This window comes from Vreelandella janggokensis (genome assembly GCF_031451615.1).
Taxonomy (GTDB): domain Bacteria; phylum Pseudomonadota; class Gammaproteobacteria; order Pseudomonadales; family Halomonadaceae; genus Vreelandella; species Vreelandella janggokensis.
Window position 1 is genome coordinate 171,746 of record NZ_JARWAJ010000001.1, and the last position, 11,909, is coordinate 183,654.

The window sequence follows — 11,909 nt, forward strand, 5'->3', positions numbered from 1 at the left end:
GACGAAGCGGGTAAAAAACTGGATAATGGCCACCAATCAGCTTACGGCCTTTAGACATTTACCACTCCGGGTGCCCGTTCATGGAAATCAAAGTCAACTACCTCGACAACCTCCGCCTGGAGGCCAAGTTCGACGACTTTAACGTTATCTCCGACCAGCCGATTCGCTACAAGGGCGACGGCTCGGCGCCTGGCCCGTTTGACTACTTCCTGGCCTCGTCGGCCATGTGCGCGGCTTACTTCGTCAAGGTGTACTGCAACGCGCGGAACATTCCCACCGAGAACATTCGCCTGTCGCAAAATAACATCGTCGACCCGGAAAACCGCTATAAGCAGATTTTCAAGATTCAGGTCGAATTGCCGGAGGATATCTCCGACAAGGATCGCGAGGGCATGCTGCGCTCCATCGATCGCTGTACGGTGAAGAAAGTCGTCCAGACCGGCCCTGAATTTCAGATCGAGGTGGTCGAGAACATCGACGAGGACGCTCAGGCGTTGCTGATGGGCGCGCCGGAAGGCAGCAGTACCTATATTGAAGGCAAGGATCTGCCGCTGGAGCAGACCATCGCTAATATGAGCGCACTTTTCGCTGACCTGGGCATGAAGATCGAGATCGCTTCCTGGCGCAATATTGTGCCCCACGTTTGGTCACTGCACATCCGCGATGCGGCTGCTCCCATGTGCTTTACCAACGGCAAAGGCGCCACCAAAGAGAGTGCGCTATGTTCGGCGTTGGGCGAATTTATCGAGCGTTTGAGCTGCAACTTCTTTTACAACGACCAGTTTTTCGGGGAAGAGATTGCGGGCAGTGACTTTGTTCACTACCCCAATGAGAAGTGGTTCCAGCCGGGCCCTAACGACGAACTGCCTGCGGAGATTCTCGACGAGCACTGTCTGGCGATCTACAACCCGGAAGGCGAGCTGTGCGGCTCTAATCTGATCGATACCAACTCGGGTCGCGAAGACCGGGGGATTGTCTCGCTGCCTTATGTGCGTCAGTCCGATGGCGAGACTGTTTACTTTCCGTCCAACCTGATTGAAAACCTGTTCCTCAGTAACGGTATGAGCGCGGGCAATACCCTGGTGGAAGCCCAGGTGCAGTGCCTGTCGGAAATCTTCGAGCGAGCGGTCAAGCGTGAAATCCTCGAACAGGAGTTGACCCTGCCGGATGTACCGCAGGAGGTGCTGGCGAAGTACCCCAGCATTGTCGAAGGCATTAACGCTTTGGAAGCCCAAGGCTTTCCGGTGCTGGTCAAAGATGCCTCCATGGGCGGGCAGTTCCCGGTGATGTGCGTCACGCTGATGAACCCGCGTACCGGCGGCGTTTTTGCCTCCTTTGGCGCCCACCCAAGCTTTGAAGTGGCGCTGGAGCGCAGCCTGACTGAGTTGCTCCAGGGCCGCAGCTTCGAGGGATTGAACGATCTACCGCTACCGACCTTCAACTCGCAAACCGTGGCCGAGCCGAACAACTTCGTTGAGCACTTCATCGACTCGGTAGGTGTGGTTTCCTGGCGTTTCTTTAGCGCCAAGCCCGACTTTGAGTTCAGCGAGTGGGACTTCTCCGGCACCAACCAGGAAGAAGCCGAGACGCTGTTTGGTATCTTTGAAGAGCTGGGTGCCGAAGTATATATGGCGGTGCACGAGGATCTGGGCGCGCCGGTTTGCCGCATTTTGGTGCCGGGCTACTCCGAGGTTTATCCCATCGAGGATCTGATCTGGGACAACACCAACAAGGCGCTGGATTACCGCGAGGATATTCTCAACCTGCACCGCCTGGATGACGATCAACTCACCGATCTGGTCGAACGACTGGAAGACAGCCAGATGGACGATCACGCCGATATCATCACGCTGATCGGCGTCGAGTTTGACGAGAACACCGTTTGGGGGCAGTTGACCATTCTGGAGCTGAAACTGCTGGTCTATCTGGCGCTTCAGCGTCATGAAGAGGCGCTGGACTGCGTGCAGATGTTCCTCCAGTACAACGACAACACCGTCGAACGTGGTCTGTTCTACCAGGCAGTGAACGCGGTGCTGGAAATCGCCCTGGATGACGAGCTGGAACTGGATGATTACCTGCCCAACTTCCAGCGCATGTTCGGCGAAGCCACCATGGAAGCGGTGGTGGGCTCGGTGGAAGGCGCCGTGCGCTTCCATGGCCTAACGCCGACCAACATGCAGTTGGAAGGCCTTGAGCGCCACCAGCGCTTGATCGAAAGCTATAAGAAGCTTCACGCGGCACGGGCGGCTAAAGCGGGCATCTAACTAAGCATTATCCAAACGTGTTGATAGATCTCTGCTGGCGTGACGGTGCCAGCAGAGCTTGCGCTGTGTGGCTGCTCCGAACAGACGGTCTAATCAGCAGAGTGGAACCAGGATTGGTGGCTGAGGAATTCGATTAACTCGGTGCGAAACAACTGGGCCCGCGCTGAAAGGCTACGCCGGTAGGGCCAGACCAAGAAGATCTCTCTGTGGCGCCCCCGCCATTCAGGGAGTACCCGTATTAACTCTCCCTTTTGTAAGCTATTCGCCACCATACTGGCGGGCATTAAGGCGACGCCTGCGCCCGATTTAGCGAGGTTGAGCACAATATTCATGTCGTTACTGATATGAAAATGGCTCTTATGGCAAGCGTGCTGGCTACCTGCTTGGTGGAACAACTGCCACTCGCTAAACATTTTTGCTGCCACGCTGGGGCATGCCTGCAATTCTTCAACCGTATGAGGAAGAGAGTGCTTCATCGTCGGTGAAGCCACCAAAATCGGCTCTATGTAGCCCAGGTATTTCTGGATTAGCGTCGAATCCTTTTGTGGCCCAGAGCGAAGCGCAATATCGGCCTGGTGATCGCGAATATCAACTATGTTGTTATCGAGTTCGATCGTCAGCGCAATGTCAGGGTGGTGATAGATAAAATGTCGCCAAAACGCATCTAGCGGCCCGCTGCCCAAATTGACGGGCGCCATAATCTTCAACGGACCGCTTAGGCTATGTAGCGCCTGATCCAGATCCAAAATACGCTGATCAAGCGCGAGCACCAGTTCCTCGCACTCGCGGTAATACGACTCGCCCTGAGGCGTTAACGTTAATCCCTTGGTTGAGCGATAGAGTAGCTCTACGCCTAGCGTGGCCTCCAGTGCACTTATGCGTCGCGACACGGTAGCAATCGTCATCTTAAGCGTTGTCGCCGCTGCGGTAAGGCTGTGCTGATTGGCAGCCACGATAAAGATGTTTAGATCATCCAGAGACGGTTTGCGCATTTTGCAATTCTGTAAAATGGTTTCTTATATATTGGCATATATTACCGTAATAGGTGTTTGATAGCCTTGTCCCAGGTAAATAAAGCTCATAAGGACACCCCATGAAACACAGAATTATTTTCGCGCTACTGATGTCTTTCACCCTGTCACTGATTATGTCGGCGTGGGTGACTTACGTAAATATCGGTGCTCATCCCGATTTTGTGGTTATTTGGATGCATGCATGGCTCCTTGCTTGGCCAGCTGCTGGGATCATCGCCTTTATTAGCGGCCCCTTTATCCATAAGTTAGCCCACCGTATTGCCGAGAAGATCTGACACTCGAGGTGAGAGCCGTTGATCCTGACCGTCGAATACCCTCCATCGTTAACCCGACAGCGACAGAAAGAACAGAATCAGCGGTGGTGACAGCAGCGAGAGAATGAACCCGCTGACCACGGCGATGGGAACGCAGGCCACGCCGCCGTGTTGTTGAATGACGGGCAGGGTGAAGTCCATTGAGGTGGCGCCGCCGTAGCCGATGGCCAGGGCGGTGTGGCGGTGGATCACCAACGGGATCAGGATGAACGCCAGCAGCTCACGTGTGAGGTCGTTGAAAAACGCCACGCCACCCATCAGTGGCCCCAATTGGTCACCAATCAGGATCGCCGACAGCGAGTACCAGCCAAAGCCTGCGGCCATGGCGAGGCCTTCGTTCCAACTCAGCGCCAGTAGCGGGGCGGCCAGTACGCCTGCCAGTAGGGAACTCAGCGCCAGGGTGACGGCAATGGCCAGTCCCAATCGGTTGAGCAGTATCTGCTTTAGCGGCATGCCTGAGTTACGCAGTTGGCAGCCGATCAGCGCAAGAAGGCCATAGAGAACCCATTCGGCCAACAAATCGGCCGTGGAAAATAGCCCTTCACCTAATGGCGGCCCAGCCAACAGGCCGGTTATCACCCCAGCCGCCACTACGGCAACCAACAATAACGAGCCCTGCATCGCCGCCAGCTTGCTGGTCGGCGCATCCTTGACCACCGGCGACTGGCCGGTCTTCAGCGCCACCCTGCGCGACAGCCACCACAGCGCGGCCAGATTAAACAGCGTGGTGATGCTGAACAGCAGCAGGGCGTTACCGCCCAGCTTGGCAAGCTGGTTGGACAGGTTTTCAAGCCCTGCCAGGCTAATGCCCATCAGCAGCAGAATGATGTAAACGGCGCTGTTAACGGCATGGTTGATACGGAGCTGCCAACGCGACGAGTGAACACGTACCAGGTAACCCAGTAGGAGCGGTAGTAAAACAATCAGTAATCCGGAAAGCATTTACGGCGTGACGCCTCCGCTTGGGCTGAATTCAGTCAGGGCAATCTGCGTTTCACGCTCGCCGTCTTTGAAGTATTCCGCTGAAAGCACCAGCCCCGGCCAGTCCGGATGAAAGCTTAGATGAAGTTCACTATCGCTTTTTTCCGCATTGAGCATGACAACATTCAGCGCGTCGAACTCACCGGCAGGAACGCTAATCGGGGATTGGCTATCCATATAGTACCGGTAGTGTTCCTCTTCACCCTCGTGATCAAGAAAGCGTAAATCGCAGGGGGCCGCTTCAATGCAGTTTTCCTTACCCGCGCGGCGGGAAAGGTCGAACAGGGCCGTTTGCCGATCAAGCGTCGTGAGCTGTTCTTCCTTGAGCTGGTAGTCGTTACCGATGCCAAACAGCGAATAGCGGCTGTTATAAAGCAATGCGCGCGTGGCGTCGTCAGCGACGCTGAAGCGGCTGCGCTCTTCGCCACTGATAACGGCAATCGAGAAGCGCATATCGCTGCGCCAGTGGCTTTCTTCCTGGCTCAAGTGGTGGGTGATGGTCGCGCTTGGCCAGCCGTCAACCTTGAGACGGTATTGTGCCTCAAAAGGCTGCGGTGTTGAGAATGCCGTACTTGGCGACGCCTGGGCTCCGGCCGTCATCAGTCCGGTAAGACACAGCGTGACCGCGAGAAGGCAGCGTGGGTATTGAATATGTTGATATAGAGCGCATCGCATAGAGAGTCTCCCTGACAAGCGGTAGTCCAGCCAACGGGGTAGCCTAGCGCTATCACACCGTGGACGATAGATGTTTCAGGGCGTCACTCAGCTCCACCGGATAATCGCTTTCACCTTGCTCCAATGCCGTTACCGAGGCAGGGAAACGAGGTAACGTATCCGCTACGCGAGAGGTTGCCTGTTGGGCTGGCGACATGACGTCGGGGTCGACAACCCCATTTTTGACCACCGGCCTCAGTAGGGGTTCTCCGGCGATATCGGTTTCATCGCGTTGGGCAATGGTGTCGCCGGTATAGCGTCCGGCAGTATCCTGCCGACGGTAAACCTGCTTGCGTGACGGCAGGTTTATCTTGCCGGGGGAGTGTTTAGCCCTTGGCTGTGCGTCGTATTCAACCAGTTTGTAAGAGAGGTCGATGACCGGGGCGTCCGCCGAAACGCCCATCTGGGTGCCGACGCCAAAGGCATCGATGGGGGCGTTCTGGGCGACAAGCTCGGCGATGCCATGTTCATCCAGGCCGCTGCTGGCAATGATTTTGATCCGGCTGAAGCCGGCATCGTCCAGCAATGCACGGGCTTCGCTGGCAAGCTGGCCAAAGTCACCGGAGTCGAGGCGAATGGCGCTCACCGATAAATCGGGTATGTCGCGGAGCATGTCAATCACATGCCTGACGCCTTGCAGGGTATCGTAGGTGTCGACCAGCAAGGTGGTGTTGGGGTAGTGACGAGCGAAGGCTCGAAATGCCGACGGCTCATCGTCATGGGCAAGAATGTAGCTATGCGCCATGGTGCCATTCAGCGCCAGGTCATGACGCAGCCCACCAAGCACATTGCTGGTGCCACTCAGTCCGGCGGCCTTATAGGCCCTGACCCCACGGACGGCAGCATCGATACCGTGCATACGGCGCATGCCAAAATCGACGACCGGGCGGTTGCCTGCTGCCCACACAATGCGGGCGGCTTTGGAAGCGAGCACGGATTCCAATTGCACCAGGTTCATGACAAGACTTTCGAGCAGCTGCGCTTCGGCGATCGGCGCATCCACCTCAAGCAATGGCTGATGGGGAAAAAGGGGCGTTCCTTCAGGCACGGTCCAGATATCGCCTGAAAAGCGCCAGTTCGCGAGCCAGCTTAGAAAGTCATCGTCGAAGCGTTCGGTTGAAGCGAGTTTTTCAATGGCCGCAGCGTTAAAATGCAATTGGCTGAGCGTGGCCGCGGCGTGTTGCTGGCCGCAGGCGAGGATAAAGCGGCGTGAGGGCGGCAGCTGGCGAAAAAACAGGCTGAAAGTAGCGGGCGTGTCATGCATCGCCTCTTTCCAGTACGCCTGGATCATGGTCAGTTGGTAGAGGTCGGTTAATAGCGCCAACTCCTCGTCTGCAACGCTCAGCGTTAACGGTTCATTCATGCGCGTACCTCGGCCCCGGCATCCTGCATTTCATGGCGGCAGCGCTCGACGGCGCCAGGGTCGGCTGCGGCGGATAGCGTTTCCAGCAGCAGGGTCGTAAAGCCCTCACGGCAGGCGGCAAGCACCGTGGCATGAACACAGACATCCAGCGCCAGGCCGCAGACCACGACGCGCTGGATACCGTTTTCGCGCAAGTACTCGCCAAGCCCCGTGCCATCGAATGCCGAGTAGGCATCGGCGTTGAACGCAGTTGCCTTGCTGACGCGAATGACCTCGTCGGGCAGCGTGAGGTCGGGGTGGAAAGCCGCTCCCGGCGTGTCCTGAACGCAGTGAATCGGCCAGGGGCCACCCCGGTGGTTAAAGCTTACGTGGTCCACTGGGTGCCAGTCGCGGGAAGCCACGATAGTGGCGCCAGCGTCTTGGGCAGCGGCAATCTCGGCGTTGATGCCCGGCACCAGAGCGCTGCCGCCGTTAATCGCCAGCGCACCACCTTCGCAGAAGTCGTTTTGCATATCGACGACCAGTAGTGCGTCGTGGCGTTGATAATCATGGAGGGAAGACGGCATTGTACGTTTCTCCTTCGTTTCCAACGGGTTACCGGCTAGTCATATGGACAGGATAGCAAGCCGAGTGTTTCAGCGTTCAGTAACCTGCCTCTGGATCGATGGTCGTCACGGATTCACCCGCTTCCAACGCTTTTATGTAGGCAATCACCTGGTCGATGGCGTCATTGAGAGGGGTGGGAGCCGCCATGTGGGGCGTGATGATGACCCTGGGATGTTGCCACAGTGGATGATCGTCGGATAGTGGCTCTGCCTCGAAGACATCCAGCAGGGCACCGCGGATATGGCCAGGTTGGCTGTTGTGGCCCAGCGCTTCCAGCAGTGCCTGCTCGTCAATCAAGCTGCCCCGGCCGGGGTTGATCACGCTGGCCCCTTTGGGCAGCTTGGCAAGCTGCTGGGCATCAAGAATATGCCGGGTGGCTGCGGTATCGGGCAGTATGGTGACCACCGTTTGCACTTGACCCAGGAGCGCGGCAAGCCCTTCATCGCCATGGTAGCAGTGCACACCGGTGATCTGCTTGGGTGAACGGCTCCAGCCGAGTACCGGAAAGCCCGCCTGGTGTAGCGCACCGGCTACATAGCGGCCAATCGCCCCCAGACCGAGTACGCCCACTGGCCATTGAGACTTCGCTACGACGTCTTGCGGCTGCCAGGTGGCGTCCTGCTGCTGAGCGGCATAGCGGTCCATGCTGCGGTAAAAATGCAGCACACCATAAAGCACGTAGTCGGCCATCAGCTCGCCCATGCCCGCATCGCGCAGCTTGACGATGGGCACATCCGTCGGCAGGCCCGGGGTTTTGAGCAGGTAGTCGACGCCCGCGCCAAGGTTGATAATGCCTTTAAGGTGGGTCTGCTCTTCGATCAGATGCGCAGGCGCTTTCCAGACGGCCAGATAATCGGCGTTTTGACGCTGGTCTGCCGGCGCATCGCTGGTAACGACCTGGGCATCAGGAAACGCATCGGCCAGCGCGTTTTGCCACGCTGCGGCCTCGTCAATATGCACGATGATCTTCATTGCCTTGTCTCCCTCAGACGCTTGTTCGTTGCGTCTATCATGGGGAGCATCGTAGAGCGCTGCAAGCAGGGGTTAGCGCTTATGTGCCCGTTGCCCTTGCAACGCCATCCGACCGCCAAGGCGTCTCACACCAGGTCCCGCGGGATCTCCTCGTCCCAACTCTTGGAAAAGACCCGGCTATCGCCCTCGAAGGCATCCATGGTCGCCCGTAGGCGAAAATGCGTGGCGTTGGACGTCATCAAGGTGCGGGTCAAACTTCGGACTTCCCAGTCACCGCGGCGAAAACGACGCTCCCATTCGGTCCAGCCGCTCAGGCTGTCGTAGTTGCCGTATGAATAGGTGTAGCGCTCAACCACCCGCGACGAGAGTTCGAGATCGATATCATCGAGACGGAAGGTGCCCTCGTCATTGATGACCTCCAGCATGGTCTGATCCTGGGCCAGGTCGCGTATTACCCGCCATGATTCCTGGCTGGGCTGTAACAGGCTCACGGCCAGTGGCGGGGCGCCTTCCGGTTCCCCGAACGGGGGCAGTGCCGCTTCTTCCTGAGGTTGGGGCTCACGGCTCGGCAGGATCAATTGGCAGCCGGCAGGGTGCATGGTCAGCTTGACAGGAGCCGGCGACGGCCACGCCAACGGCCAGTAACTGGTCGAGAGCGATAGCCGTATGGCGTGGCCGACGGGAAATTTTTGGGCGATATGCTTAAGCTTGACGCGTACGCGATAACGCTTGCCGGGCTCCAGGGGCTGTGGAAATTCGTCGCTGTCACGGTGGGTCAGGTTGAGCAGGCCGTAGGAAATTCGGGTGGCCTTGTCGTCGTCGGCAATATCGATGAGCCTAACCGCGACCATGGCCACCGGCTGATCGGCTTCGATGTCGAGCTCGACCACGGGTTGTCCGCAAATCTCGATGTCGTGATCGAGTCGAGGGGTCTGGAATATCAGCGCACCGCCGTCCTCGTCGCGTTGGTCGTGAGGCAGGTCCGGCGGCGCGTTATAGGAACACCACTTGCCTGCATACAGGCCTACGGACAGCGGCGAACGTACGCTGAGAGGAACAGCGTTGTCCGCGGCAAATACGGTGGGATCCTGTGCAACGGGCAGCAGGTCATGGCCACTGGTGAGACGGAAATGTTTGGGGTCGATTCGCGGCGAGGGCCAGCTCGGCTCGGCGACCCAGCGCCCTGGACGTTCCTCGTAGCGGGCCGACGGCGGCACCGAATCCTGCATCCAGACGCGAAGCATGGGCTCGTCCATGATGCCCGTTTCTTTGCCTTTCAACCAATGGTCCCACCAGCGCAGCGTTTCCTGTAAAAAACCGATGGCCGGGCCGGGAACGCCCAGATGAGGGTACTTGTGCGACCAGGGCCCCACCAGGCCTTTGCGCGGCACGTCGAGCCCCTCGAGCAGGCGGAAGACGGCGTTGCAGTAGCCATCGGCCCAGCCGCTAACGGCATAAACCGGGCAGCGAATGCGCGAAAAATCTTCGCATACCGAGCCATGCTTCCAATAGTCGTCACGGCGCTGATGCTGGAGCCATGTCGCCAGCCAGAGCCCGCTGTGCTCAAGGCGCTCCATCCACATCTCGCGCCAGCGCTCACCGACCAATTGCGGGTCGGGAGGGCAGGTATTGCCATCGAACATGGTCGAGGCCCACGACAGGTTGTCGCCCAGCAGGCAGCCGCCCATGTGGTGGACATCATCGGCGTAGCGGTCGTCGGTGGAGCATAGCGTAATGACGGCCTTCAGCTCGGGTGGCTGGAGCGCCGCGATCTGCAGGCCATTGAACCCGCCCCAGGAGATGCCGATCATACCAACGTCGCCGGTACACCAGGGTTGCTTACCCAGCCACTGTAGAATTTCGACGCCATCGTCGAGTTCCTGTTGCAGGTATTCGTCGGTCAGCACGCCGTCCGACTCGCCGCTGCCGCGCATGTCGACGCGCACCCCGGCGTAACCGTGGCCAGCCCAATAGGCGTGTGTCTGGGCATCGCGCATCGCCGTCAGATCTCGCTTGCGATAAGGCAGGTATTCCAGAATGGCCGGTACCGGGTCGCTTTCGGCATCCACCGGGCGCCAGATACGGATGGCCAGCCGACAGCCGTCGGCCAACGTGATCCAGTCTTCTTCCTCCTGTACCTCGCGGGGGAAATCGCTGACGATCTGCATGGGCATGTTCCTTATCGTTTGTGTAGCGCGACGCAATTCCGTCAGCTGGTGATGTCGTCAAAGGTGAAGTGGAGCTGCTCGGCAAGCCGTGCGTAGTTGTCTTCCAGCGCGAGATCGTCGTCGGCCCCCATCCATACGTAAGCCAGGGCGTAACTGTAGCTGTCCTGCTCGGGCAGGGAGGATAAGCGCGTTCCGGTCTCCACCTGGAGCGTGATCACGGTGCCGGGGAAAGCTTTCTGCAGCGCCTCGATCTGTTCAGCACTGGGGACCTGGGTGACGATGGCGTCGGTGAAGAATACGCGATAAAAGAACTTTGCGGCGACGTTAAAAGCCCCTTGGCGGTGCGGCATGTCGGGCAACTGCCCCAGCGCCAGGTCCACCGTTATTTGCTGGTGGCTGACCCCGTCGACCTTCTCGAACAGGTCGCAGTGCGATTGCGCCACACGGGTATTGATCTCCAGCAGCCAGATGCGGTCTTGCACTTCATCCCAGAAGTATTCGATGTTGAAGGCCGCATTGTCATAGCCGATATGAGCCATGATCTGACGCGTCAGGTCCTGCATCTTGGCTTGAATGGCATCGGGAAGGCGGGATGGATAGCGATAGTAGAAAAAGCTCAGTACCTGCGGATAGCGAATCGAATCGACAATGCCGTACGGGACAACATCGCCCTGGAAAACGTAGCCCTCGACCGTGCACTGCCAGCCGCCGATGATCTCTTCTGCCATGCAGTGGCCGCCGTCGACCGAGCGAACGTCGTCTGGCAGGTTGGCGTGTTCCAGCACGTAATTAAACGGTTCTGAAATTGTCCCTATGCCTTCACATAGCCGCTCCACGGCATAAGCGAAGTCTTCCGGACTCTCGATGCGAAAGCCCAGTCGTGAACCCGAAGACTTGATCGGTTTGACGAAGAAGGGCATGTACAGCCCGGCTTCGCCGATACGCTGAAGGGCATTAGCGTCGAAAGGGTCAAAGGCCGTAAATCGGGGAATGTAGTCGGCCATTACCTCACGCTGGACGAGCCGACTCCAGTACTTGTGCTCACATTTGAGCAAACTTTCAAGGCTGGTGGAGGGCGTGCCGATGCGCTTGCAGAGCAGTGGCAGCATGGTCGACACGGGAAAATCCATGTAGCCCACGATGGCATCGATAGGCTCGCCAAATGCTTTCAACTGAGTTTCGGCTCGGGCCAGCATGTCTTCGATAGGAAAGATTTCCGTATCGTTGACTTCCTCCGGTTCGATCACGCCATGGAAGCGGTATTGCTCAGCTCCGCGTATATGCTCAAGGCGTTGACGATTATAGTCATCCATTCCGACAACAAAGATATTCCGAACGCTCATGATCGCCTCCAGGCGCAAACTTCGCTATCACTATGCTGACCACCGTCCTCTCCACCCAACGGCAATGGGCAGCAGGCGGGGTCGGGGGTATCGGTCTGACCTTAGGGCCAGGTAAGGAGTAGGCGCCTTTTGCAGTATAGCGATTTATGG

At 58.0% G+C, this 11,909-nt stretch carries 10 protein-coding genes; 2 read left to right on the top strand and 8 right to left on the bottom strand.

The genetic code is table 11. The features are described 5' to 3' along the window. Positions 1–80: 80 nt before the first annotated feature. A complete protein-coding gene (locus QC816_RS00805) occupies positions 81–2,264 on the top strand; it encodes an OsmC domain/YcaO domain-containing protein (RefSeq protein WP_264823605.1) in 2,184 nt (727 codons plus the stop codon). 89 nt (positions 2,265–2,353) lie between these two features. Here the strand turns inward: QC816_RS00805 and QC816_RS00810 are convergent, their stop codons facing one another. Next, positions 2,354–3,256: a LysR family transcriptional regulator gene (locus QC816_RS00810; protein WP_309780571.1), complete on the bottom strand. Its 903-nt coding sequence runs from the start codon at positions 3,254–3,256 to the stop codon at positions 2,354–2,356. A gap of 101 nt (positions 3,257–3,357) precedes the next feature. On the opposite strand from QC816_RS00810, the gene QC816_RS00815 reads away from it, so the two are divergent. Next, entirely contained in the window at positions 3,358–3,573 is a 216-nt protein-coding gene (locus QC816_RS00815; protein WP_085917154.1) for a DUF2798 domain-containing protein, read from the top strand. A gap of 48 nt (positions 3,574–3,621) precedes the next feature. On the opposite strand, the gene QC816_RS00820 is transcribed toward QC816_RS00815, so the two are convergent. The 7 genes from QC816_RS00820 to QC816_RS00850 all read right to left on the bottom strand — a co-directional run bounded on the left by QC816_RS00820 (position 3,622) and on the right by QC816_RS00850 (position 11,759). Next, positions 3,622–4,554: a LysO family transporter gene (locus QC816_RS00820; protein ID WP_309780572.1), complete on the bottom strand. Its 933-nt coding sequence runs from the start codon at positions 4,552–4,554 to the stop codon at positions 3,622–3,624. Continuing rightward, positions 4,555–5,268 (bottom strand): hypothetical protein, encoded by a 714-nt coding sequence (locus QC816_RS00825; RefSeq protein WP_309780573.1) that lies wholly within the window; start codon positions 5,266–5,268, stop codon positions 4,555–4,557. It lies immediately after the preceding gene. 52 nt (positions 5,269–5,320) lie between these two features. Next, complete coding sequence (locus tag QC816_RS00830) at positions 5,321–6,670, bottom strand: nicotinate phosphoribosyltransferase (RefSeq protein WP_309780574.1); 1,350 nt, start codon at positions 6,668–6,670, stop codon at positions 5,321–5,323. Further along, positions 6,667–7,236, bottom strand: coding sequence for a nicotinamidase (locus tag QC816_RS00835; RefSeq protein WP_085917157.1), 570 nt, complete (start codon positions 7,234–7,236; stop codon positions 6,667–6,669). Before QC816_RS00835 ends, QC816_RS00830 begins: the two co-directional genes overlap by 4 nt. Before the next feature lie 76 nt (positions 7,237–7,312). Then, positions 7,313–8,248: a 2-hydroxyacid dehydrogenase gene (locus tag QC816_RS00840; RefSeq protein ID WP_085917158.1), complete on the bottom strand. Its 936-nt coding sequence runs from the start codon at positions 8,246–8,248 to the stop codon at positions 7,313–7,315. 125 nt (positions 8,249–8,373) lie between these two features. Then, the gene (locus QC816_RS00845; protein WP_085917159.1) at positions 8,374–10,416 is read right to left on the bottom strand and encodes a CocE/NonD family hydrolase; all 2,043 of its coding nucleotides are present in this window, start codon (positions 10,414–10,416) and stop codon (positions 8,374–8,376) included. 41 nt (positions 10,417–10,457) lie between these two features. Beyond that, the gene (locus QC816_RS00850) at positions 10,458–11,759 is read right to left on the bottom strand and encodes an ATP-grasp domain-containing protein (protein WP_085917160.1); all 1,302 of its coding nucleotides are present in this window, start codon (positions 11,757–11,759) and stop codon (positions 10,458–10,460) included. Positions 11,760–11,909 lie beyond the last annotated feature (150 nt).

What these genes read in the sequence shown, in the direction of transcription:
- QC816_RS00805 (WP_264823605.1), top strand. Translation starts at nt 81, where the DNA reads ATGGAAATCAAAGTCAACTACCTCGACAACCTCCGCCTGGAGGCCAAG.
- QC816_RS00810 (WP_309780571.1), bottom strand. Translation starts at nt 3,256, where the DNA reads ATGCGCAAACCGTCTCTGGATGATCTAAACATCTTTATCGTGGCTGCC.
- QC816_RS00815 (WP_085917154.1), top strand. Translation starts at nt 3,358, where the DNA reads ATGAAACACAGAATTATTTTCGCGCTACTGATGTCTTTCACCCTGTCA.
- QC816_RS00820 (WP_309780572.1), bottom strand. Translation starts at nt 4,554, where the DNA reads ATGCTTTCCGGATTACTGATTGTTTTACTACCGCTCCTACTGGGTTAC.
- QC816_RS00825 (WP_309780573.1), bottom strand. Translation starts at nt 5,268, where the DNA reads ATGCGATGCGCTCTATATCAACATATTCAATACCCACGCTGCCTTCTC.
- QC816_RS00830 (WP_309780574.1), bottom strand. Translation starts at nt 6,670, where the DNA reads ATGAATGAACCGTTAACGCTGAGCGTTGCAGACGAGGAGTTGGCGCTA.
- QC816_RS00835 (WP_085917157.1), bottom strand. Translation starts at nt 7,236, where the DNA reads ATGCCGTCTTCCCTCCATGATTATCAACGCCACGACGCACTACTGGTC.
- QC816_RS00840 (WP_085917158.1), bottom strand. Translation starts at nt 8,248, where the DNA reads ATGAAGATCATCGTGCATATTGACGAGGCCGCAGCGTGGCAAAACGCG.
- QC816_RS00845 (WP_085917159.1), bottom strand. Translation starts at nt 10,416, where the DNA reads ATGCAGATCGTCAGCGATTTCCCCCGCGAGGTACAGGAGGAAGAAGAC.
- QC816_RS00850 (WP_085917160.1), bottom strand. Translation starts at nt 11,759, where the DNA reads ATGAGCGTTCGGAATATCTTTGTTGTCGGAATGGATGACTATAATCGT.